15 protein-coding genes and 3 pseudogenes are annotated in these 24,654 nt (G+C 41.0%); 7 read left to right on the top strand and 11 right to left on the bottom strand.

Features of this window, described 5'->3' with window-relative positions:
- The first annotated feature begins 4 nt into the window (after positions 1 to 4).
- The 5 genes from I2I13_RS18365 (at position 5) to I2I13_RS18345 (ending at position 8,469) form a co-directional block, all read left to right on the top strand.
- Positions 5 to 1,621 carry a sulfatase gene (locus tag I2I13_RS18365; RefSeq protein WP_195650158.1) on the top strand — a complete coding sequence of 539 codons (1,617 nt, stop codon included), beginning with the start codon at positions 5 to 7 and terminating at the stop codon, positions 1,619 to 1,621.
- A 165-nt stretch (positions 1,622 to 1,786) separates the two neighbouring features.
- The gene (locus I2I13_RS18360; RefSeq protein ID WP_195650157.1) at positions 1,787 to 3,415 is read left to right on the top strand and encodes a Tat pathway signal sequence; all 1,629 of its coding nucleotides are present in this window, start codon (positions 1,787 to 1,789) and stop codon (positions 3,413 to 3,415) included.
- A 45-nt stretch (positions 3,416 to 3,460) separates the two neighbouring features.
- On the top strand, positions 3,461 to 4,402 hold the full coding sequence (locus I2I13_RS18355) for an ROK family protein (protein ID WP_195650156.1): 942 nt from the start codon (positions 3,461 to 3,463) through the stop codon (positions 4,400 to 4,402).
- A 142-nt stretch (positions 4,403 to 4,544) separates the two neighbouring features.
- Positions 4,545 to 5,813 (top strand): sugar MFS transporter, encoded by a 1,269-nt coding sequence (locus I2I13_RS18350; protein WP_167511733.1) that lies wholly within the window; start codon positions 4,545 to 4,547, stop codon positions 5,811 to 5,813.
- A 34-nt stretch (positions 5,814 to 5,847) separates the two neighbouring features.
- Positions 5,848 to 8,469 carry a DUF4962 domain-containing protein gene (locus tag I2I13_RS18345; protein WP_195650155.1) on the top strand — a complete coding sequence of 874 codons (2,622 nt, stop codon included), beginning with the start codon at positions 5,848 to 5,850 and terminating at the stop codon, positions 8,467 to 8,469.
- Between the two features lie 81 nt (positions 8,470 to 8,550).
- Here the strand turns inward: I2I13_RS18345 and I2I13_RS18340 are convergent, their stop codons facing one another.
- Both I2I13_RS18340 and I2I13_RS18335 read right to left on the bottom strand, forming a co-directional pair.
- Positions 8,551 to 10,074 carry a RagB/SusD family nutrient uptake outer membrane protein gene (locus tag I2I13_RS18340; protein ID WP_195650154.1) on the bottom strand — a complete coding sequence of 508 codons (1,524 nt, stop codon included), beginning with the start codon at positions 10,072 to 10,074 and terminating at the stop codon, positions 8,551 to 8,553.
- A 13-nt stretch (positions 10,075 to 10,087) separates the two neighbouring features.
- The gene (locus I2I13_RS18335; protein ID WP_229128670.1) at positions 10,088 to 13,234 is read right to left on the bottom strand and encodes a TonB-dependent receptor; all 3,147 of its coding nucleotides are present in this window, start codon (positions 13,232 to 13,234) and stop codon (positions 10,088 to 10,090) included.
- 732 nt (positions 13,235 to 13,966) lie between these two features.
- Here I2I13_RS18335 and nfo point away from each other — a divergent pair.
- Both nfo and I2I13_RS18325 read left to right on the top strand, forming a co-directional pair.
- Positions 13,967 to 14,800: a deoxyribonuclease IV gene (gene nfo, locus I2I13_RS18330; RefSeq protein ID WP_195650153.1), complete on the top strand. Its 834-nt coding sequence runs from the start codon at positions 13,967 to 13,969 to the stop codon at positions 14,798 to 14,800.
- A gap of 184 nt (positions 14,801 to 14,984) precedes the next feature.
- Positions 14,985 to 16,937: an LruC domain-containing protein gene (locus I2I13_RS18325; RefSeq protein ID WP_148364550.1), complete on the top strand. Its 1,953-nt coding sequence runs from the start codon at positions 14,985 to 14,987 to the stop codon at positions 16,935 to 16,937.
- An 87-nt stretch (positions 16,938 to 17,024) separates the two neighbouring features.
- On the opposite strand, the gene I2I13_RS18320 is transcribed toward I2I13_RS18325, so the two are convergent.
- The 9 genes and pseudogenes from I2I13_RS18320 to I2I13_RS18280 all read right to left on the bottom strand — a co-directional run.
- Entirely contained in the window at positions 17,025 to 18,596 is a 1,572-nt protein-coding gene (locus tag I2I13_RS18320; protein ID WP_148364549.1) for a ClC family H(+)/Cl(-) exchange transporter, read from the bottom strand.
- Positions 18,597 to 18,686: 90 nt separating this feature from the next.
- Positions 18,687 to 21,443, bottom strand: a complete 2,757-nt coding sequence (locus I2I13_RS18315; RefSeq protein ID WP_195650152.1) for an outer membrane beta-barrel protein — start codon at positions 21,441 to 21,443, stop codon at positions 18,687 to 18,689.
- A 48-nt stretch (positions 21,444 to 21,491) separates the two neighbouring features.
- A complete protein-coding gene (locus I2I13_RS18310) occupies positions 21,492 to 22,052 on the bottom strand; it encodes a hypothetical protein (protein WP_148364547.1) in 561 nt (186 codons plus the stop codon).
- Positions 22,053 to 22,084: 32 nt separating this feature from the next.
- The gene (locus I2I13_RS18305) at positions 22,085 to 22,429 is read right to left on the bottom strand and encodes a hypothetical protein (protein WP_148364586.1); all 345 of its coding nucleotides are present in this window, start codon (positions 22,427 to 22,429) and stop codon (positions 22,085 to 22,087) included.
- 4 nt (positions 22,430 to 22,433) lie between these two features.
- A complete protein-coding gene (locus tag I2I13_RS18300; RefSeq protein WP_004302175.1) occupies positions 22,434 to 22,973 on the bottom strand; it encodes an RNA polymerase sigma factor in 540 nt (179 codons plus the stop codon).
- 199 nt (positions 22,974 to 23,172) lie between these two features.
- Entirely contained in the window at positions 23,173 to 23,349 is a 177-nt protein-coding gene (locus I2I13_RS18295; RefSeq protein ID WP_004302174.1) for a DUF4250 domain-containing protein, read from the bottom strand.
- A 61-nt stretch (positions 23,350 to 23,410) separates the two neighbouring features.
- Positions 23,411 to 23,803 (bottom strand): annotated as a pseudogene (locus I2I13_RS18290) (carboxypeptidase-like regulatory domain-containing protein); the annotation flags it as partial.
- A pseudogene (locus I2I13_RS18285) lies at positions 23,789 to 23,899 on the bottom strand (RNA polymerase sigma-70 factor); the annotation flags it as partial. The pseudogenes I2I13_RS18285 and I2I13_RS18290, both read right to left, overlap by 15 nt.
- An 82-nt stretch (positions 23,900 to 23,981) precedes the next feature.
- A pseudogene (locus I2I13_RS18280) lies at positions 23,982 to 24,591 on the bottom strand (carboxypeptidase-like regulatory domain-containing protein); the annotation flags it as partial.
- Between the last annotated feature and the right edge of the window lie 63 nt (positions 24,592 to 24,654).

Below are 24,654 nucleotides of genomic sequence, written 5' to 3'. Positions count from 1 at the left end.
CATTATGGAAAACTATTACACCTCCTCTACCCTACTCCTCCCATTGGCAGCATTAAACCTCGTTTCTTGCAACAGCCAAAAGAAAGAAGAAGTCAGACAACCGAACATTATCTTCATGATGACGGATGATCACACCACTCAAGCGATGTCCTGTTATGGAGGAAATCTAATCCAAACTCCTAATATGGACCGGATTGCCAACGAAGGTATTCGCTTTGATAATTGTTACGCTGTCAATGCTCTTTCGGGACCTTCACGCGCTTGCATCCTCACCGGCAAGTTCAGTCACGAGAATGGTTTTACCGATAATGCAAGTACATTCAACGGCGATCAGCAGACATTCCCCAAACTTCTTCAGCAAGCCGGATACCAGACTGCCATGATCGGCAAATGGCACCTCATCAGCGAACCGCAAGGTTTCGACCATTGGAGTATCCTTAGCGGTCAACATGAGCAAGGCGACTATTACGATCCTGATTTCTGGGAAGACGGAAAACATATCGTAGAAAAAGGATATGCTACAGATATTATTACCGACAAAGCAATTAAATTCCTCGAAAGACGTGACAAGAACAAGCCTTTCTGCATGATGTATCACCAGAAAGCCCCACACCGTAACTGGATGCCTGCTCCCCGTCATTTGGGTATATTCAACAATACCACTTTCCCGGAACCGGCTAATCTGTTCGACGACTACGAAGGTCGTGGAAGAGCTGCTCGTGAGCAGGATATGTCTATCGAACACACGTTGACAAACGACTGGGATCTCAAATTGATGACTCGTGAAGAGATGCTGAAAGATACAACCAACCGTCTTTATAGTGTATATAAACGTATGCCTATTGAAGTTCAGGATAAATGGGATTCTGTATACGCCGGGCGCATTGCCGAATACCGCAAAGGTGACTTGAAAGGCAAATCTTTAATCAGCTGGAAATATCAACAATATATGCGCGATTATCTGGCTACGGTTCTGGCAGTAGACGAAAATATCGGCCGACTACTGAATTATCTCGAAAAGATTGGTGAACTGGACAATACAATCATTGTCTACACCTCCGACCAGGGTTTCTTCCTTGGCGAACATGGCTGGTTTGACAAACGCTTCATGTATGAAGAATGTCAGCGTATGCCTCTTATCATCCGTTACCCGAAAGCAATCAAAGCAGGAAGTGCCAGTAATGCAATCAGTATGAATGTAGACTTTGCTCCTACCTTCCTAGACTTTGCCGGAGTAGATATTCCGTCAGATATTCAAGGAGCTTCTTTGAAACCGATATTGGTCAACGAAGGAAAAACCCCGGCCGACTGGCGTAAAGCAGCTTATTACCACTACTACGAATATCCTGCAGAACACTCTGTAAAACGTCACTATGGTATCCGTACACAAGATTTCAAGTTGATTCATTTCTACAATGATATTGACGAATGGGAAATGTATGACATGAAAGCTGATCCGAGAGAGATGAACAACGTCTTCGGCAAACCGGAGTATGCTAAAGTACAAGAAGAGCTGATAGAGCTGCTTCAGGATACTCAAAAACAGTACAAAGATACTGACCCGGATGAAAAGGAAAAAGTCCTCTTTAAAGGTGATCGTCGGCAAATGCAAAACCGCTAAGAAGAGGACATATCAATAAGAATTAATATGCTTCATAATTAGTTTACATAATAAATTTAGGCACGGATTACACGGATGAACGCTGTTGTTTTACCTCATCATCATTCTAAAAACCGTGAAATCCGTGTAATCCGTGCCTCATAACCGAATAAATTAGATAAAACCATGGATAGAAGAAAGTTTTTAAAAAACACAGGCTGGTCTTTCCTCGGATTGGCAGCTTCAGGCAGTTTACTGGGTTCTTGCACAGCTGGAAGCAAAGAAGCAAAAAAAATTATGCCGTCAGCCAGTAACCTCAAAATGTACTGGGGCGACTTACACAACCATTGCAACATCACATATGGACACGGCGACATGCGCGATGCTTTTGAAGCAGCGAAAGCACAATTGGATTTTGTCAGTGTCACTCCTCATGCTATGTGGCCGGATATTCCCGGAGCAGATGATCCCCGCCTGAAATGGGTAATCGATTACCACACGGGAGCTTTCAAACGTTTGCGTGAAGGCGGTTATGAGAAGTACGTAAAAATGACGAATGAATACAATAAAGAAGGTGAATTCCTTACTTTTGTCGGATACGAAGCCCACAGCATGGAACATGGTGACCATGTTGCATTGAATTATGATCTTGACGCACCGCTTGTGGAATGTACTTCTATCGAAGACTGGAAACAGAAGGCAAAAGGCCACAAAGTATTTATCACTCCGCATCACATGGGTTATCAGGGTGGCTATCGTGGTTACAACTGGAAATGCTTTACCGAAGGAGATATTACCCCATTCGTAGAAATGTATTCCCGCCACGGTCTGGCAGAAAGCGACCAGGGAGACTATCCTTATCTACACGACATGGGTCCGCGCCAATGGGAAGGAACCATTCAATATGGTCTTGAATTAGGTAACAAATTCGGTATTATGGCTTCTACCGACCAACATTCCGGTTATCCGGGAAGCTATGGCGACGGTCGTATCGGTGTCATGGCTCCGTCATTGACTCGCGACGCTATTTGGGAAGCTCTCCGCACCCGCCACGTATGTGCCGCAACCGGTGATAAAATTATTATTGACTTCCGCCTCAACGACGCTTTCATGGGTGACGTAGTTCGCGGTAACAGCCGCCGTATCTATCTGAACGTCACAGGTGAAAGCTGTATCGACTACGTGGATATTGTCAAGAATGGACAGATTTTAGCTCGCATGAACGGCCCTCTGACTCCGATTGCTCCGGAAGGTGATACGGTACGTTGCAAAGTTAAAGTTGATTTTGGTTGGAATCGTGAAGAGAAATACGTACATTGGCAGGGCAAACTGTCAGTAGACAAAGGACAGATCCATAGTGTAACTCCTTGTTTCCGTGGCGCAGCGTTCACTTCTCCGCAAGAAGGTGAAACTGAATTCCACACGCATGTCAACCGTATTGTATCCGTTGGCGACAAGGAAACGGAATTGGATATGTACAGCAGCAAGAATCCGAATACAACTACAGCAGCCATGCAAGCCGTCATTCTGGATGTGGAAATGCCCAAAGACGGCAAGATCATTGCCGAATTCAATGGCAAGAAGTTTGAACATACATTGGGCGAATTGCTCGAAGGTTCACGCTCACACTTCATGATCGGTTGGTTGAGCGAGGCAATCCTCTTCAATCGTGCTATGCCGGAAAGCTGCTTCACTTTGGAACACTACATGGAAGATAAAGAGCCGCAGCGTGATACGGATTACTACTATGTACGCGTTCGCCAACGTGACGGACAATGGGCTTGGAGTTCACCGATTTGGGCAGAGAGAGTGTGATTTTTTTAAGTATTAAGTATTATGTATTAAGTATTACTTGGTGATATGGAAAAAGAATACGCTATAGGAATTGACCTTGGCGGAACTTCTGTAAAATACGCCCTAATTGATAATGAAGGCGTATTTTACTTTCAAGGGAAGTTACCGTCGAAAGCCGATGTATCAGCAGAAGCTGTCATCGGACAGTTGGTTACTGCTATCAATGAGGTAAAAGCTTTTGCACAAGAACAAGGCTACAAAATCAATGGTATAGGAATTGGTACACCAGGCATCGTAGATTCTACAAACCGTATTGTTCTAGGAGGTGCGGAAAACATCAACGGTTGGGAAAACATACATCTGGCAGACCGTATTGAAAAGGAAACCGGACTCCCGGCTTTATTGGGAAATGATGCTAATCTGATGGGATTAGGAGAAACAATGTATGGAGCCGGACAGGGAGCCACTCATGTTGTTTTCCTAACAGTAGGAACAGGCATTGGCGGTGCAGTAGTCATTGATGGCAAATTGTTCAACGGTTATGCCAACCGGGGGACAGAACTGGGGCACGTGCCTCTCATTGCCAATGGCGAACCTTGTGCCTGTGGTTCCGTCGGCTGTCTGGAACATTATGCTTCCACTTCTGCTTTGGTACGCCGTTTCAATCAACGGATAATAGACGCAGGTATCTCCTACCCGGATGAAGAGATTAATGGAGAACTGATCGTCCGCCTTTACAAACAAGGAGATAAGATTGCACAACTATCGCTGGAAGAACACTGCGATTTTCTGGGACACGGAATTGCAGGGTTTATCAATATCTTCAGCCCTCAAAAGATTGTAATCGGTGGAGGACTTTCCGAAGCCGGAGACTTTTATATTCAAAAAGTAAGTGAAAAAGCCCGCAGTTACGCTATTCCCGACTGCGCCGTGAATACTCAAATCATAGCTGCCGCTCTTGGAAACAAGGCCGGAAGTATTGGAGCTGCTTCACTCTTTTTCAAATGAAAACAAAAATAAATGATAGTTGATAGTTGATAAATGATAGTTAGTAAATGAAAGTTATTCCAACATACAAATACTCAATCATCATTAATTATCAACTTCCATCTATCAGTTATCATTTATCAACTATCAACTATTTAAGATTATGAGAAAAAATTTAGGAATGCTGGCGCTGATTATGGCGTTCTGGTTTACCATCTCGTTTATCACCAATATTCTAGGTCCACTCATTCCGGATATTATCCACAACTTCAATCTAAGCGACCTGGCAATGGCGGGATTTATCCCGACTTCTTTCTTCCTGGCCTATGCCATCATGTCTATCCCTGCCGGATTGCTCATTGACCGTTTCGGTGAAAAGCCGGTATTATTCGGTGGGTTTCTGATGCCGTTCATCGGTACCATCTTGTTTGCCTGCATGCACACGTATCCAATGTTATTAGCTTCTTCTTTCATCATCGGGTTAGGAATGGCCATGTTACAAACGGTATTGAATCCACTCCAACGTACCGTAGGAGGAGAAGAAAACTATGCATTTATCGCTGAATTGGCGCAATTTATGTTTGGCATTGCTTCTTTCCTAAGTCCTCTGGTATATACTTATCTGATTCGTGAACTTAATCCGGCGACATATACAGCAGGTAAGGGTTTCTTTATCGACTTGTTGGCCGATGTCACTCCACGGGAAATGCCGTGGGTATCTCTTTATTGGGTATTTACAATCCTGCTATTGGTCATGCTGATTGCTGTCGGTGTATCCCGTTTTCCCAAAATCGAATTGAAAGAAGACGAGAAAAGCGGATCTAAAGATTCATATCTGGCTTTATTCAAACAGAAATATGTATGGCTGTTTTTCCTGGGAATCTTCTGCTATGTAAGCACGGAACAAGGAACTTCAATCTTTATGAGTACCTTCCTGGAACAATACCATGGAGTTAACCCGCAAACAGACGGTGCACAAGCCGTGAGCTATTTTTGGGGATTGATGACAGCCGGTTGTCTGGTAGGCATGATCCTACTCAAGTTGATTGACAGCAAACGATTGTTACAGATTTCCGGAATTCTGACGATCATTCTATTATTATCAGCATTGTTCGGAAGTAAAGAAGTATCTATGCTTGCTTTCCCAGCTGTTGGCTTCAGTATCTCCATGATGTATTCCATCGTATTCTCATTAGCACTGAACTCTGCGTCACAGCACCACGGTTCATTCGCAGGTATACTATGCTCGGCAATTGTAGGTGGTGCCGGTGGTCCGATGATTGTAAGTACGCTGGCAGATGCAACATCACTTCGCACGGGTATGCTCTTTATCCTTGTTTTCGTAGGATATATCACCTTTATTGGTTTCTGGGCACGTCCACTGATTAATAACAAGACTATTCGTCTGAAAGATTTATTCAAACAACGCTGAACAACAAAGCGATGAATAATAAAAGCAAAGTTATATGATGAAACAACGAATATCTATTTTCCTCTTGTTCACCCTTTTGCTATTCGCCAACGGGTATGCACAAAAAGGAATCATGCATCTGACTCAACAGACCTTGATGCATGAAGTCCGCGAAACGCCTTCGCCCCTGGACGGACAGCATATTACCGTCAATCCTCCGCGTTTTATGTGGCCGGATAAGTTCCCGCACCTCGGTGCCGTATTGGACGGAGTTGAAGAAGAGGACTACAAACCGGAAGTAACCTACCGCATCCGTATCGCACGCGACCCCGAATTCAAATCGGAAGTGATTACCGCCGAAAGAAAATGGGCCTTTTTCAACCCATTCAAACTCTTTGAAAAAGGGAAATGGTATTGGCAACATGCCTACATTGACAAAGAAGGAAAAGAAGAATGGTCACCTGTTTATCATTTTTATATAGACGAACACATACGTACATTCAGCCCTCCTTCTCTACAGGAAGTATTAGCCAAATTACCAAAAAACCATCCCCGCATCTTGCTTGATACCGAAGATTGGGATAATATCATCGAACGGAATAAAAACAATCCGGAGGCACAGGCTTATATCCGAAAAGCCGATAAATGCCTGAACCACCCGCTGAAACATCTGGAAGAAGAAATTGATACAACCCAGGTTGTCAAGCTGACAAACATTGTTCAATATCGTTCTGCCCTGATTCGGGAAAGTCGTAAGATTGTAGACCGTGAAGAAGCAAATATCGAAGCCATGGTACGCGCTTACCTGCTAACGAAAGACGAGGTATACTACAAAGAAGGTATAAAGCGGCTTTCCGAAATTCTTTCCTGGAAAAACAGTAAATACTTTGCCGGAGATTTCAATCGTTCTACTATTCTGTCCATGAGTACTTCAGCGTATGATGCATGGTACAATCTGTTGACTCCGGATGAGAGAAAACTACTTCTAAGAACGATTCGTGACAATGGAAAGAAGTTCTATCATGAATATGTCAATCACTTGGAAAACCGCATTGCTGATAATCATGTCTGGCAAATGACTTTCCGTATCTTGAATATGGCGGCATTTGCTACGTATGGTGAGCTACCGATGGCTTCCACCTGGGTGGATTATTGCTACAATGAATGGGTATCCCGTCTTCCGGGCCTCAACGCTGACGGAGGATGGCACAATGGTGATTCCTATTTCCAGGTTAATCTTCGCACATTGATTGAAGTTCCCGCTTTCTACTCCCGTATCAGCGGATTCGATTTTTTCGCTGATACGTGGTATAACAACAATGCATTTTACGTCATCTACCAGCAGCCTCCATTCTCAAAATCTGCCGGACAAGGCAATTCACACGAGAGCAAGATGAAGCCGAACGGTACACGAGTAGGTTATGCGGATGCCTTGGCACGTGAATGTAATAATCCGTGGGCGGCCGCTTATGTACGTACTATTCTGCAAAAAGAACCGGATATTATGGAAAAGACTTTCCTCGGAAAATCCGGAGATTTGACCTGGTATCGTTGTACAACCAAGAAAACTCTCCCCAAAGAAGGACATACTCTTGCCGAGCTACCCATGGCGAAAGTATTCAATGAAACAGGAATCGGTACGATGAATACTTCTTTGGGAGATATAGACAGGAATGCCATGTTATCGTTCCGCTCCAGTTCTTATGGTTCCACTTCCCATGCACTAGCCAATCAGAATGCTTTCAATACATTCTATGGGGGTAAAGCCATTTTTTACAGCAGCGGACATCGTACTGGTTTTACGGACGATCATTGTATGTATTCTTACCGTAACACCCGTGCACACAACAGTATTTTGGTAAATGGAATGACTCAAAAGATTGGAACAGAAGGATATGGCTGGATTCCGCGTTGGTATGAAGGAGAAAAAATCGCTTATATGGTAGGAGATGCTTCCAATGCTTATGGCAAAGTGACTTCTCCCCTATGGCTGAAACGTGGCGAACTATCCGGTACGCAATATACGCCTGAAAAAGGATGGGATGAGAATAAATTGGATATGTTCCGCCGTCATATCATCCAATTGGGAACTACCGGAATTTTCGTGATTTATGATGAGCTGGAAGGAAAAGAAGCCGTAACATGGAGTTACCTTTTACATACTGTAGAATTACCGATGGAAATACTGGAACTGACCAATGAAGTGAAAGTAACCGGAAGAAATAAAGCCGGTGGCATCTCTGTTGCTCATCTTTTCAGTTCGGCAAAAACGGAACAGGCAATGGTAGATACTTTCTTCTGTGCTCCGACCAACTGGAAAAATGTAACGAATGCACAAGGAAAAGCGGTGAAATATCCTAATCACTGGCATTTCTCTTCTACAACAGTTCCTTGCAAAACCGCCCGTTTCTTAACGGTTATGGATATACATGGAAATAATCGCCCGGATATGCAGTTAGTTCGCAAAGGCAATACCATTCAAGTAGGTGACTGGACTATCACTTGCAACCTTACGGAAAAAGGAAAAGCCGCTATTCACGTTAGTAATAAAGTGGAAAAAGTTTCCTTAAACTATGATGCAGGTAAAAAGGAAGGTGCGACGACTGTTATTGACCAAGTAAAAGGGAAACAAGTTAGTAAAGTGCTGACAGACTATTTGCCTGATTTTGAAATTTAATCAATGCTCTTTATATCAAAATCAGCCCCTTCTTTTTTGATTATCAAAAGAAGAAGGGACTGGTTTTATAGTTATACGGATTTATAAATCATAAATAGACAATCTCGGATATTTCGAATAAAGTCCGGTATTCTGCAACTCTTCCTTTTCAGGAATGCGGAACAGATAATATTTACTATTCGGAACAAAAGGAGTATTATCTGGTAAACTAATAATAGTATGTCCCTTAACCGATATTTCTTTGCCACCCACAGTAATCTTTCCATCATATTCCTTACGTTCCACTGATTGTTGGTTACGGATAAGGTCAGTCAAAGCAAAACCTTCACCCCACAATTCTTTACGACGCTCTTTCCATATTTCCTGTATCAACGCATCACCGGTTTCCGTAACTGCATGCGCAGTTTTACCTTCCTTCATACGGGCATTACGCAAAGTCTGTAACAACTGTTGTGCTTCACCCTCTTTACCTGCTAAATGAGCAGCCGCTTCAGCTTTAATCAAATACATCTCCGAAGTACGCATCAATACTAAATCCGCCAACATATTGTCGAGGTCTTTAAATATGAATTTCTTATTCAACATAGCCCAGTCTCCATAAGCCGTCTGTCCCCAATCGAATAAATCCTTACGGTAGTCACCATCTTCAAACTCTTCCTTGAAATAAGGATCGGCATTGAGGTTTGTATAACCATCGGATGTGCAATCCTTGAAATAAAACAGATAACAGGGCATATTATCGTCAATTGTACATGACAATCCCCACATCCACTCTTTATTGGTATAATCATTAAAGCCACTCTTATATTCATTCTCATTCATTAAATAAGAATTGATAGCTAAAGCATCCGTCGCATAATCATACGCCTTCTGCCAGCTACGAGCATATAGATGAGTACGTGCCAACAAGCCCAATGCAACAGAATAATCAATCTGATACTGGGCATTCGCATCATTCCCATGTGAATAGTTTTCAGGAATAAACAACAAGGCATCTTCCAAATCACTCAGAGCTTGAGCAAAAACTTCTGATACACTAGAAGCAGGTTTTCCTGTCAAAGCTACTTCGTTATCTGTTGGTTCAGTATATATTGGAGCGCAAACAGCATTCGGATCTTTGTCGATGGCAAAAGAATAATGTGTAGCCAAAATCATATATGCGTACCCACGTGTAGCCAATGCCTGTCCTTTGATCCTGGCCTTATCTTCTTTAGTTCCCGCCACATCGTCTATATACTTCAATATGCCGTTACAATTATTAATCGGATCATACATCAAATCCCAAAGCACGCCATTATACTCGCCGCGTGAATATCCGTTTGTCAGGTTATAACTGCCGGAGAAACCATAGCTTCTTGTTCTGACAGCGTCTGAACCGGCAAAATCGTCATTCAACATTATGGAACCCATACCAATAGATGCATAAGTGGAGCCCGTATTAAAGATATAGTTCCATGCGCCCCTCAACACACGTTCCGCATTCTTCGTATCTTTATATACATTCGGAGCATCCAATGAAGTGGTAGGAGTAGTATCTAAATCACATGACACCACTGCACATACCATCAAAATAAGTCCACATACATTTTTAAGTTTTATCTTCATTGTTGTATTCATTTTAAAGTTTTACATTGATACCAAATGAAATTGTCTTCATAGCCGGATAACGGAAAGAAGCCATACCACTGACCGGCTGTTCCGGATCAAGTCCCTGCTGCTTACTGAATGTCAGCATATTTTCACCTTGCACAAATACGCTTGCATCTTTCAAAGTCAGTGGGTGCAACCATTTCTTCGGTAAGTTATAGTTGAGTGTTATTGTTTTTAAACGAAGGAAAGAACGATCTACCAGCCAACGTGTAGACGAGGAAGTAAACTTGCTTGTACCATCCTGTGTCAACCGGGGAATATTTGTATTTGTATTTTCTGGTGTCCAACGGTTCAAGAGTTCTTTACTCATACTATCTCCATTACCACCGTTTACTCTCATCAGCATCGTTATATCATTATTATAGATTTTTCCACCGATACCATAAGAGAACAACATAGATAATGACAGATCTTTCCATGTAAGATCTGACTGGAAACCTCCACTTAATTTCGGCAAAGAGCTACCAGCTTTTACCTTCTTATCAGAAGTCAGAGCCGAATAGTCATCTGTTAAATGCCTCATGCCGTCAGCATCATAATAAGCCCATTGCGCACTTCCGGTTTCGGGATCTACACCACCCCATTCATACAACCAAAAGTCATACAATGAACCACCCTGTACCCATTTCTTACTACCTTGCCACATTACTTCCGTGGGCAACTGCACTATTTTGTTTTTATAAGTCGTCATATTAACCGACAACCGCCATGTCCAGTCACGAGTCAATACAGGTGTAGCATTTACAGTAAATTCCCAACCGTAGTTTTTCAATTTTCCAATATTGGCATCAATAGAACTAAAACCGGAAGAAAGTACTAAATCACGGCTGAACAGCAAATCTTTGGACGCACGGTTAAAGTATTCAATCGTACCATTGATGCGGTTATTCAAAAAACCGAAGTCCAAACCGACATTAAAGTTCAAGTTCGTTTCCCACGACAAATCAGGAGTTGCCAGACGAGAAGCGTGAAGAGTAGTCTCACCCAAGAAGCTACCGATACCGTATAATTCTTGATACGCATAATAACCCACATTATCATTTCCCTGAGCACCATAACTGGCACGAATACTTAGGTTTGACAGCCATTTGTCAGCAACACCTTTCATAAAAGACTCCTGATGAATTTTCCAGGAAGCCCCAAACGACCAAAATGTTCCCCAACGATTGTCGGGATGAAAACGTGATGATCCATCAGTACGCATGGACGCCGATAAGAAATAACGCTGATTGAAAGCATATTCGGCACTTCCGAAATAACTAAGTAATTTATACTGATCGCTATTTCCACTGAAACCTGTCAATGTAGAAGCTGCGTCCGGTTCAAAAAAGCCATCAGTAATGACACCGGAACGTGATCCTCCGAAGTTGGAAGTATTGTACTCATAATATTCTTGACCTGCCATCAAACGAATATTGTGGAGTTCTTTGAATTTATGCTCCCAATTTACCACATTATTGAATGTCATACCTGTAGTCCGATAATTGCGCTTACTAACCGAACCTACCAAAGGTTCTTTTCCATAAGTGGGATTAGTATAATCATGCGAAAATTTACTGTTGTAATCTATGCTCAAAGACATCTTATAGGATAATCCCTTAATCGGAGCAATCTGCAAATATCCGCGTACCGAAGCCGCATCCCTCTTTATCTCATTCTTGTCATAGGGCATAGATTGAACAAAATTATAACCGCGGTAAGAACTCTTGCGATAATTTCCGTAATCATAGATTTTATTTCCATCGTCACCGAGCAAATACTCACCGGTATCGGGATTCCGCTCGTAAACCGGATAGAATGAAGGTAATGAACGTGCAGCCAATACAATATTACCGATTGCAGTATCATCCTGCTTCGGATAATCCTGAATAGAATGGGTACCCGAAACGTTCAAACCCACCTGTAACCAGTCACGCAGATCGGAAGTGATATTAGAACGCAATGTATAACGCTTGAAGCCAGAACAGATATATGCCCCTTGATCGTCCAGATACCCCAACGAGAAGTAATATTTCGTATTCTTACTTCCACCTGAAATTCGAGCACTTAAATCCGTATAGTGTGCGTCTTGCGTTAAAGCATCCTCCCAACTGTCGTCCCACAATGGTGTAGCTCCTGCCACCAATTTACCATCTACCCCAACCGGCTGGACATATTTGCTTCCATAAGGATTAATGCCAATAGCAGATATTAACTCGGATGAAGATCGCTGTGCAGCATCTTCTGCCGAATGACCATCGTTTATATATTTATTACGCATAGCTTCCCATTGCAACATAAAATAATCATTGGTACTTAACTGGTCATAATCTCTTACCGCACGACTTGAAAAACCGAATTTAGCAGACAACTCGATAACCGGAGCAGACTCGACTCCCTGTTTGGTGGTAATCATGATTACACCGTTTGCAGCACGCGATCCATACAACGTAGCAGCCGCAGCATCTTTCAACACAGTAATAGAAGCAATATCCTGTGAAGAAATGGAAGACAAAGCACCGTCGTAGGGAACGCCATCCACTACGTAAAGCGGAGTGGTAGATGCATTGGCCGAACCAATACCACGGATATAGATACTAGCATCTTCTCCGGGTTGTCCACTCGTTGAGAATGATTGTAAACCTGCCACACTTCCTTGTAATGCTTTTGAGACACTACTTACTTGTGATGACGCAATCAACTTTTTATCAACAACTCCAGCCGAACCGGTAAATGTAGATTTCTTAACAGTTCCGTAAGGCACAGTAATGATTACTTCATCAACAGCCAAAGAAGTTTCTTTCATCTCCACATTGATCGTAGTACGCCCTTTTACCGGAACCTCCATTGTTTCACAACCAATATACGAAAAGATAAGAGTTCCTTTACTATCCACTTTCAATGAATAATTGCCATTAACTGAGGTTACTGTGCCCTGCTGTCCATTGCTACCTTTCACAACAATAGTCACACCTGCCATTTCCTCTCCATGAGTAGAAACTTTTCCTCGTACAGTGACATCCTGCGCGTAGCTAGCCATACATAGGAAAAGAGCACATAAACAGCCGATACTTTTAATAAAGGCTACATTCAAATAAGAAAACAAAGAATTGGGAGCATGATAATTCATTTGCATGTTATTTATGGCTTATAGCCTCCCCGGATTGAGCAGTAAATAAAAAAAGGCATGGGAGTCTGTACTTCTGCTTATCCCGAACTCAGGCTCTCGCATTGCCCATCTACAAGGATAAGCAACACAGCTAGCCCACGCCAAGACGAGATATACAGAACATTATGCAAAGCACAATGTTTGATAACACATCCTTAGTGAACGCTTCCGTTGCCTTATCTTCTTGTAGATTTCAAATTTGCGAGATTTGAGTTCAGAAGATAACGTTTGGTAAACGCCTTTCTTAAATAAAAAAAACACCCCACCGCCCCCTCCGGAGCTAGCTGGATATCGCAAATATAGAAAGTTAAATTAAGAACTACAAACTTTATTTCACTTTTTTCCTTTCTATGAGCGTTTTGAACTAAATTCATAGTTACAAGGATTAATCTAACGCAATACTATTTTTAGTAACTCTTCTTGGAACTGCTATTTTCTTCATTCCTATGAATTTACGTTCAACAGTTGTGGAACGTAAACTAGAATGCAGTTCAAAGTATTATTAATAAAAAACAGGAAGTTAAATACTGCATTAAGACAGCTTACCTCTTACTAACTATTGGAAGCTACCATTTAGTTCATCTCCGCTCCTATTAAAACATTTTTGGTGCAGTCGACCTACCCTAATTGTTTTTTCAAACATTAGTTCTTCCAAAAATGTTATATTTGCAAATTGGAATCAGATTAAAAAAACAAAATATGAAATATATCGGAGCACACGTTAGCGCATCCGGTGGCGTTGAATTCGCCCCCATTAATGCGCGCGAAATAGGAGCAAATGCTTTTGCATTATTCACCAAGAATCAACGTCAATGGGTAAGTAAACCTTTAACGAAAGAAAGTATCAACCTCTTTAAAGAGAATTGTGAGAAGTACGGTTTCCAACCGGAATATATCCTGCCACATGACAGTTATCTTATAAATCTGGGGCATCCGGAGGAAGAGGGACTTCAAAAAAGCCGTGCCGCTTTTCTGGACGAAATGAAACGTTGCGAACAGCTTGGTTTGAAACTTCTAAATTTTCATCCTGGTAGCTCTCTCAATAAAATATCAACAGAAGATTGCCTGTCGCTTATTGCAGAAAGCATCAATCTTGCTTTAGAAAAAACAAACGGAGTGACAGCCGTTATTGAAAACACAGCCGGACAAGGTAGTAATTTAGGAAGCGAGTTCTGGCAACTGAAATATATCATCGACCGGGTAAACGATAAGAGCCGGGTAGGTGTTTGCCTCGATACCTGTCATACTTATACTGCAGGTTACGACATTGTCAATGAATATGATAAAGTTTTTGATGAATTTAACAAGGAAGTGGGATTCAACTACCTCCGCGGTATGCACTTGAATGATTCTAAAAAAGCATTAGGCACCCATGTTGACCGCCACGACAGCATTGGTGAAGGATTGATTGGCAAAGTTTTTTTTGAAAGATTGATGCAAGATTCCAGATTTGATAATATTCCGTTAATACTCGAAACCCCAGATGAAAATAAATGGAAAGAAGAAATTGCATGGCTAAGAAGTATGGAATAATGAGATAAAAAGACTGGAAAATACAAGTTATAGAACATATTTTTGAAAATTATTCAACTTTTCTATGATTGTATTGAATAATATATATATCTTTGCACCCGTAAGCTTTTGAACTTTAAAGAGCTTACGGGTTTCTTTTAAAACAAAACGAACTAAATTATTGCATAAACAAAAAACAACACATATGAAGAAATTTTGGTTAGCATGTACAGTGATTATTGCAATGGGTGTAAGCAGCTGTGTAGACAGTGATAAAGACTTATACCAAGAAGCTCCAGGAGCAGAAATTAACCCCTCTAACTTTTCTACTATACAAAAAGTACAAGTAGAAATTGACTATTCTAATTCTGAATCAAGAGTTCCTTTCTCCATTTATGATGGAAATCCATTGATTGAAGGTGAAAACACTACTATTCTAAAAGAAAATGTTCAGCCATTAGATGGTGCATGGACAGATGAACAAGGCAAATTCACTACAACAATAGAATTGCCGGCTTATGTATCTAATGTGTATATCGTTTCTACATCACCTTTTGCCAGACAGGCAATACCCGGAAAAATAGTTAACGGTGTTTTAAAGGTATCAGACACAGATGAACAGCCTACGACTAGAGCGTCTTATAAAGAATCAACAAAATTTGATGGAAATCGGTTTAATAATCTAGGATGGAATACTAATCTCGGCTCATTTGATAAACGTAGTGGGGTTATTGATTATGCTTATAAAGGTAACGATCCTAAACTCACTTTGAGTAAATCTGAAATGAATGAATTGCGTACTACTGTAAATAAAGTATTAAATACATTAGGAAGTTGTCCAGAGGGATTTCGCACTCCTGCCGATTTATATGTTGAAAAAGACGAAACAGCCGTAGTTCTAACCGCATTAAAAGGATGGACCTGTTGGAACAGTTCATTAGGCTACTACTATTACCGACTTGACCAAGCTCCTGCTAGCCTGAAAGATGCAAAGGTATATGCTATATTCCCAAACACTCAAATGACTTGGAATAACGGAAGCCTTCAAGCTTCTCCACAAGGCGTAAAAGAAGGCACTGCTGTACAGCTAAAATATTTTGATGATCCTGAACATCCGGAAGGGACAAATTTCCCCAAAGGATATAGCATCGGTTTTGTTCTAGCATGTAACGCATGGAACACCTATTTTACAGGCTTCAATAGCTATACCCAAACCGCAGGATTTTATGCTAGCTCCACCAAAGGATTTAGCACTAAAGTGAATAGCAATATAGATGTACGTACGGCTATGTTTAAAGATAAAAACAACAACATTGCTATCGCTTTTGAAGATTTCATGGATGACCAGAACTTTACAGATGTTGTGTTCTCCTTAAAAGCCAATCCTGAAATCACCAATGTTCCTCCTGTAGATGAAGATTTAAATACAACCATCGAAAAGACAGGTGTATACGCATTTGAAGATGAATGGCCTAAAGCTGGTGATTACGATATGAATGACGTATTGGTTCAGTATACTTATCAAAAAGTTTTCAATATATATAATGAAATTTTAAGCGAATCATTTACGCTTAAAACTTTATATAATAAATCGACTGTATTTACTAACGGATTAGGTTTCACTCTTTCAAATGAGGGAAACGCACAGTCAACTGAATACTTTATTAGAAAAGAAAATGAAAAGGACTTTACTGTAGCTTCGGGAGCTGACAAATTTACTCGTGAAAGTAATGCAATCATATTGACTGATAACGTCAAAACAAACCCGAATGCCGAATATAAAGTAACATTCAAATACGGAGATAAAAACTCGAATAAAAAGCAGGAAACATCAATCGATGCATTCATATACCGTCCTAGTAAAGAAGGTAATCGCCTGGAAGTTCATAGTCCAATGCAAAAACCGACTTCTAAAGTAGATACTTCCCTCTTCGGACAATATGACGACCGTTCAAAACCTAACGAAGGTATCTACTATGTATCGGATCAAGAGAATATTTACCCTTTTGCATTCTACCTGTCAAATGCCAATGTAAATGATATTGCAGAATTAAAAAACTTCGATAAAAACGAGAAAAAACCTATCAGTGAAATCTATCCTAAATTTATAGACTGGGCTAAATATGGTACAAACCCCGATTGGTATAAGAAAAAATAAGTATTTAATATACTGAAAGAATAGCTGGAAGAATCTCTCTTTCAGCTATTTTTATATATCAAGGACCAGAATCTAAAGATGAAATACTTAATAAATATTCGCCATACTTACTAAAGGTTCATACAATTTTTCTATATCCTGTGAGTCCATTTCTATTTGAACCTGATCGCCAGGCATTAATTTCTGCCCCTTGGGAGGCCAGTTCTTACGATCACGATGTATATTAATGATCATACAACGTTCTGGCAAACGAAGTTCGTCCACCATCTTTCCATCCAAATAGGAGCCACTCATTACTTCTACAGATAGTGTATAACGGGGTTCTTCCGTAAATGCCGGTGAATGAATCATATCGTCATACAAAATAACATTAAACGGCTTGATCTGAAGCATTTCCGTAAAGTAATAAGTTAATCCCCCTACAACAATGGAAGGATAAAAGACTTCCAAATGCCCTGTAATCTCGGTTATTAGTACAATAGCTGTCAAAGGGGTACGGATTACTGCTACAAGGAATGCAGACATACAAATCAACATGATATAGCTGATATTTTCATAAGCAATAACACCTTGTTGAACCATAATCAATCCTACTATTTGTCCAAGAAGTCCTCCCGTCACCAGTGTCGGGATAAAACTTCCTCCCGGTAAACCCGAAGAAAAAGAAAAAGTGCTAAAAACAAAATGCAATAACATCATGCCAACAATCCAGAGGATATGTGTGTCCGGATGCATAGCTTGTGATAACAAGAACTGTTCGCCTCCTCCGGTCAGATTAAACTCGGCCATAGAAATTAGAAAAGCTATAAAAAGCAAATACAGCATCTTCACGTATTCCGGATGCTTAATGCCAGGGTAAATACGTTTCACCTGAAGAGTGGTGACAGAAAAGAACTTTCCAAAAACAGAAACGACTGCTGCCAACAAAAGAAACAATTTCACTTGTCCCCAGAAAGTCATTCCCGGTACAATAGCATCAATATGAAAATAAGGATTAATCGGGAAAATCCAACTGGCAACTCCACCTGCCACTACTCCTGCCAGAAGTGTGGTAATAGCTGTTTTAGGTGCATCGAACCGCTCGATAGATTCGATCACCAACAATGACGAAGCCAATGGGGCAGCAAAAGCTGCCGCTAACCCGGCACCGGCACCAGCGGACAATAACTGTTTCCGTTCACCGCTAAGCACCCTCCCCCATTTGGATACCAGATATCCTACATACGAACCTATTTGTACAGAGGGACCTTCACGCCCCAAAGACAATCCGGTACTTAATGCAAGTATTCCACCTACAAACTTTGCCACCAATTCCAGAAAAGGATGTTTATAATCAACCCTCCCATTGATAACTCCACGTGTTTGTGGAATACCCCCACCGGTAATAAGCGGCATTTTCTTTACCAACCAGGATACGAATACAAGTATTCCCCACATCAAAAGAAAAAGAGGTATGTACCAATACCATTTGGGACGAGAATCAAAGAAATCGTGACGGAGATTAAAGAAAAACTGTAATAGGTAATGATAAGGCACAGCTACAAGTCCTGTCAGTAATCCTACGAAGATACTGACAAAGTACAGTCGGGCATCAATCAACTTCAGTTTAAAAATACGCCAACGACCTTTATCTTTTATCTTTTTTATCAGTCGAAACATTCAGCCAGCCTTACATTGTTTTTATACGTAGGACATACAACAATCAAAACCCTGCTGTGGTTTTCGAACTAATGAAGATTTAATTTCTAATTATTTTCCCATCATATTCAAACGAAGTATAGCATGCACCATAAAATAAGAACCCAGTGCATTATAATCAGTGTCACGAATGGCAGTAGCGGTTATCGTGCGTATCATGGAAATGTCCTGATGAAGAATATCATATATTTTGAAGCGGATTAGTAACTGTTTCCTCTTCAAAAAGGCTTTTGACAGCTGGCAGTTCCACATGAAATTTGCTTTGGCATAACCCTCATAACCATATCCGGTACGGAGAAAATAAGTCAAGTCATTATATAACTCCATCCCCCAGGGAAGATAAAGCTGCAATTCGGTCCCTGCCTGATAATCAAAAGTTTCAGTACGCTTCTCCCGTACGTCATTATAAGAATTGTTATAAGTCAGGCCAACAAGCCCTGTAAGTTCCATTTGGCGGGTACGATAAGTAATCCGTAGACGTTCGCGTCCCGTTAAATGCTGTACGGAAGTTTTCACCGGTTCTTCTTTATTCAAGGTTGTATAGCCATTCTGATTCCGGTATTGCAGATAGGAGTAAGTACGAAATATCCAGTTACGATTCTTAAAAGGGGTATTGAGAGAAAAAGAACCCATGGCCCGCCAATTACCATTCATATTGACCGGAGACGTAGTTCGTACACCAGTTTCACTATCATAAGTCACCTGATTGGTTACATTGTTAATGGTATTCTCGAACAAAGCGGTAGCTACCATATTTCGCTGATGTCTGGTATTGTAAGAATTGAAATTCAGCGTAAAAGTATTCATATATGAAGGCTTCAACGAAGGGTTTCCGACACGGATATTCAAAGGGTTGGTACGGTCGGTCACAGGTTGGAGATCACGTATATTAGGCTGTTTCCCTTTTCCCCTATACACAATTTGCAAACGGGTGCGTTTTGAAAACTTATAGCGGAAATTGACAGTAGGCGAAAAATTCATGACCGTTCTTTCCAACTGATCTTCGGGAGCATCACTCAACAATGAATGGCTAACAGACTTTTGAGGTTCAAAATCAACACCAATATTATAATTGTACTTTTTTTGCGAGGTACGTATCGCAAGATTTACTAAATGATTACTATATTGATTCTCAAAACGGTTACTGGATTCTTCATCAAAGTCAGGAGCAAACTCTTCCAATTCCTTATCCCAGTCATAGACAAAGCGATCAGAATTGTTCACTCTATACTGATAACTGTAACGCAGTTGCAGGAAATGCCGCCACGGTAATGGCTCTACATACACCAACTGCACCCGGTAATTGAATCCGTCAACATCATCCTCTATTTTCTGATTCTGAATCTTCTTCGTATTATTTTTGAAGTACCGGGTAGTAGAAAGGTTCGTCCGCTCTGTAGCTGAAGCATTAGCACCATAGTCTACCTTCAAAGCAACATTTCTCCCCAGACGACTCAATTTCCGACTAAGCTGCAACATCAGTGCCAGATTATACCGGGAATTATGATTAGTGCCGGAGGACTCTCTCTCATTCAGCAACACATCATTCCCCCACCCTTCCTGAAAGCCATTATTCTCTCTATCATTGGCTGCGAAACGATATTGAGGACGGAAAATCAATGTAGTAACAGAATCCATTTTCCATTCAAGAGAAGCATTGGCTACCAGTTCGTGATTCTGTTGCCGGCTATGACTTGTGCCCAGATTGATTGATTTATCTTCCCGGAGAAAGTTGTCGACTGTGGTACGGCTATCTTCCAAACGATCGGTGCCAACATATTGAATATTTGAACGTAATTTAACGCGCTTCCAGTCATAAGTTGCATTAAGCCCCAATGAGCGGGAGGTAGTCAGTCCCATCCGGCTACGGATATTGCCTGTTGAACTGGAAGATTCATTCTGTAATTCCGAGAATCCCTGGTTATTGGTATTATTCAGATTCCCGATAATGGTTAATTGAGAGTTTTCACGAAAACGGTTCAAGGTATTGGCTAATTCATAACGGTCTTTACTTCCATATCCTCCCATAAAATTCTCCATCCAGCCCCGTTTCATATTTTTTTTCACAGACAAGTCCAGAATCATCTCTTCCTCTCCGTCATCTATTCCCGTAAGACGTGCCAAATCTGATTGACGTTCATACGCTTTTAACTTCTCCACCATCTCCACAGGAAGATTTTTAAGAGCGGCTTTCGGATCATCAAAGAAAAACTCTTTACCGTCCACCAAAATCTTTTTTACTTCCTTGCCATGTATCAGCAACTTACCGTCTGCATCTATTTCACCTCCCGGAAGCTGTTTTACCAATTCTTCAAGCATTGAACCTTCGGGAGTACGATAGGCAGAAGCGTTAAATACCGTTGTATCCCCCTCTGTCACCGCCATTGGAGCCTGCCCCACTACCACTGCTTCATCCAAAGCATAACTTTCCGGAGTCAGATTTATATCCCCCAATTCATAAGAAGAACTTTTGCTGGAAATGGAAACGGGATGAAAAACCGGCTTATATCCGATATATGAAACCTGTAATAATAAAGACTTCGCTTTAGTTGCATGATTAGGAATGGAAACGGAAAGTTGAAATTTACCGATAGCATCCGTAGCGCCGCCGCCCAACAATGTACTATCCGGTAAAGCTAAAAGCCGGACCGTAGCAAACGGTACCGGCTGATAAGTTTCAGTATCAATCACACGACCGGAAAAACGTTCTTTGCCGGACTGAGCAAAAACAGTCAAACTAATCAGTAACAAGACATAACAAGTAATCAAACGGTACTGAAAAGAATAAATATGGCTGTCTATGTTCAAATTGTGTTGATTTAGTAAAATAAAACTATAATAAAATAAACCTAATCTTTATTTCTGGTCTGAACGCGGACTACGAGTTCTTTGTCCCTGGTGGTGTCCTTGTCCAGGTTTCTGTCCTTTTCTGCGGTCAAACTCTTTCTTAAACTTATTAGCATTCATCTTTTCCTGCTGATAAATCTTCAGAATCTGCTTCTGCGAAAGTATCTTACTGAATTCATTGTAATACTTTTCACGAACATCCAGCATTTTACGGCTTTGAGTAAACTGATTCCGCAACATGGTTGCAATCTGGTCGTCAGTCATGGACGACCGTTCCTGCTTAGCATTGGCATCCATCCCTTGTTTTTTCGCTTTTTCGGTTCTCGGTTTGGACATCATACGACATTCGCGTAACTCTTTCAGATATTTCTCATAAACCGGAGTAAACTTGGTAGCTGTTGCATCATCCAGCATCAGTATTTTCACCATCTGGTTAGTCTGCATCTGCACCATTTGTTCCGGTGTAGGGCGCTGTTTCTTTTCTTTGTTATCTGTATTCTGTGCAGACAAAGTCATCTGGCTTCCCATCAATAGGACAGCCAAAATTACATAAATAAATTTAGTCTTCATAATCTTCACGTTTAAAATAATAATTGAGTTACTTAATTCAAAAATATATCATTTTCAGAGAAGTTGACGAGCTCCTCCAACTCCTCATCCGATAGTTCTTTAATCCATTTATCTACAGATTCTGTACCATTAGCTAACACTTTCGAAGAAGACGTTTTCGCCTCATCTGCCTGTCTCAAAGATGGAACAAACAGAAATCCGATCAATACTGCCGCCATGGTAATCACCGTAGAAATAATCAGCTTCATGTGAGATTTCCGCTGTTGCTTCACTCCGGCGCGTTCCATCACCTTTCGTTGCACGTCCTCGAAGAATCCATCGGGGGTACGGTAAGGTGTCCGTTTACCAATATCGTCAAAATCAAAATCCTTTTTCATCATTCTATCTGTTTAATATATATTCCTTAATCTTCTCTTTCGCATAGTGGTAATTCACCTTTAGTGTATCCACTTTACTATCCAGTACACGGGCAATCTCTTCATATTCAAGTTCATCGTAATAACGTAAGTTGAATACAAGCCGTTGCTTTTCAGGCAAACTTAGAATGGCTTCCTGAAACTTCACTGCCAACTCATTTTCATAATCAATATAATCGGAAGCCTTCAACTTGCCCATCAACTCTTCCTGAACATCTTCTGCAGAAACAACTCCCTCATCTTTACGACCGTTCAGCAAGCGTAAACTCTCATTCGTGGCAATCCGGTAAATCCAAGTTGACAGTGAACTTTCTTCGCGAAACTGATCGATATGCCGGAACACCCGGATAAAGACTTCCTGAAGCACATCCTCCGCATCTTCATGAGATACGACCAGTCTACGGATATAATTATATATCGGTACCTGAAAAGAGTCCATCAACATCTTGAATCCCCGTTCGCGATTCGAGGCACAAGCTTCACGAATTTTATTCTCGTTTATCATCAATTCTTTTTCTAAGCTTTATTAGTTAGAACGCAGAAGAGCCGGGAAGTTAAATACGGGAATCCGCATTTTGCTTTTATTAACAAGAAAGAGTAAGAGAGAAGCTGCGCATAAGATATAGAAAGTGCCTCCATATCCTTTGTAAAGGCGATGAAGGCACTTTTAGTAGTTTATCTATAAGTTATAAACAAGAAAATGATTACCAGAACTTATTGTGTTCCACACTATATTCAAAGCCCACGGCTTTCAACTGATTCACTAATTCATCCTTGTCCACATTCATATCTTCACAAAGTTCGTCAAGTGAAGAATAACAATCACGTAACTTCATATTGATGACGCTGAACAACATCATCGGATCTTTTGGTAATTCCATAACATACAATCTTTTAAACCGGATGCAAAGGTACAGCAATCTCATTGAATGACAAAACAAATCAATCACCTATTTCTTCTATCTTCAAAGAGATCTTTTCTATCAGTTTACTGATTTCCTCTTCCAATGGGATCACGTTGAAGTCCTTCCAAAAGTTCTCATCATATTTGAAATAGGTGTCAGAGAAGATGGTACGGGTGGGCAATCTGTCTGTACGGGGAAATACGACCACTTGTTCGGTATCCACCTTGCAAGTAATCATCTCAAACCAGATATGAAGATCCCGGCTGCCGAACAGCATTTTTGTCCGTTTCACTTTGAAATGAAGATCTCCACGGATATGGTGTATGTAATAAGTCCCTTGCCACGGTTTATAAGAAATTGTATATACCACCTTTTGAGGAATCATTCGCACGTTACGCGTACGCCTTTCGACAAACATACCTGCCGCATAACAGCAAAGAGGAAAATAGTAACGACGAAAAAGTTCCTCAAACGCTTTCATGTCACCTCCTTTTATCTTTTTTAGTATGAGCAGTTCATCCAGCATCTTTATGATTGACCTCAAATATAAGAAAACTATCCCTGTTTCAATTCGATTGCTTTTTTAATTTATCCACTGCGTGCTCTAAAGATATCACTCGCTTTCTGGCTAAGCAGGCGACGTCCCTTCACCACCCTTACTTTGTCATGATTAGTATTTCTATTAGTGTAGGCTGTTTTGGACACATCGATCACAGCCTCCGATATACCAATATACCGACGCCCTTTCTGTACAGTCTCCCGATAAAATCCCGTCAGCATATCACGCTTATCACTATAATTTAGAGGAATCTTACTGATTGCCTTCTCTACAATCATACGTGGATTTTCAGCAAACACCACCACTTCATTCAGCAGGTTGGCATGAGGTGTCAGCCAAACCGTCAACTTAGAGGGTGTTTCTTTCTCCAGAGAGATATGATTATTTACATAACCTATATGTGAAATCTCCAGTTCGCGCGACGCTTCTGTTTTTTTGATTTTCAAAGCAAATTCTCCTTCCGCATTCGTCACAGTGCCGATATTACTGCCATGCACAGATACATTTACGTTCTCCAGAGCTTTTTTATTTTGCTTGTCTTTCACCATACCAACGATTGTTAGATAATCTCCGGCATCTCCTTGCGCCCACACAGGAAAGCTACAAAGCAGCAAACAAACTGACAGCCATCCAACCAAGTGTTTTTCTACATTCTTCATACTGATGCTTTTTAAAGGTAAATAAATTACGTTTCTATTTATAAGAGCGCTCAGACTGGAAAT

The sequence above is a fragment of the Bacteroides sp. D55t1_190419_B8 genome, assembly GCF_015558905.1.
GTDB classification, from domain to species: Bacteria; Bacteroidota; Bacteroidia; order Bacteroidales; family Bacteroidaceae; genus Bacteroides; species Bacteroides vicugnae.
This window is presented reverse-complemented; position numbering and strand designations above follow the sequence as displayed.

Coding starts and splice junctions, on each gene's coding strand:
- I2I13_RS18365 (WP_195650158.1), top strand. CDS start 5: ATGGAAAACTATTACACCTCCTCTACCCTACTCCTCCCATTGGCAGCA.
- I2I13_RS18360 (WP_195650157.1), top strand. CDS start 1,787: ATGGATAGAAGAAAGTTTTTAAAAAACACAGGCTGGTCTTTCCTCGGA.
- I2I13_RS18355 (WP_195650156.1), top strand. CDS start 3,461: ATGGAAAAAGAATACGCTATAGGAATTGACCTTGGCGGAACTTCTGTA.
- I2I13_RS18350 (WP_167511733.1), top strand. CDS start 4,545: ATGAGAAAAAATTTAGGAATGCTGGCGCTGATTATGGCGTTCTGGTTT.
- I2I13_RS18345 (WP_195650155.1), top strand. CDS start 5,848: ATGATGAAACAACGAATATCTATTTTCCTCTTGTTCACCCTTTTGCTA.
- I2I13_RS18340 (WP_195650154.1), bottom strand. CDS start 10,074: ATGAAGATAAAACTTAAAAATGTATGTGGACTTATTTTGATGGTATGT.
- I2I13_RS18335 (WP_229128670.1), bottom strand. CDS start 13,234: ATGCAAATGAATTATCATGCTCCCAATTCTTTGTTTTCTTATTTGAAT.
- nfo (WP_195650153.1), top strand. CDS start 13,967: ATGAAATATATCGGAGCACACGTTAGCGCATCCGGTGGCGTTGAATTC.
- I2I13_RS18325 (WP_148364550.1), top strand. CDS start 14,985: ATGAAGAAATTTTGGTTAGCATGTACAGTGATTATTGCAATGGGTGTA.
- I2I13_RS18320 (WP_148364549.1), bottom strand. CDS start 18,596: ATGTTTCGACTGATAAAAAAGATAAAAGATAAAGGTCGTTGGCGTATT.
- I2I13_RS18310 (WP_148364547.1), bottom strand. CDS start 22,052: ATGAAGACTAAATTTATTTATGTAATTTTGGCTGTCCTATTGATGGGA.
- I2I13_RS18305 (WP_148364586.1), bottom strand. CDS start 22,429: ATGAAAAAGGATTTTGATTTTGACGATATTGGTAAACGGACACCTTAC.
- I2I13_RS18300 (WP_004302175.1), bottom strand. CDS start 22,973: ATGATAAACGAGAATAAAATTCGTGAAGCTTGTGCCTCGAATCGCGAA.
- I2I13_RS18295 (WP_004302174.1), bottom strand. CDS start 23,349: ATGGAATTACCAAAAGATCCGATGATGTTGTTCAGCGTCATCAATATG.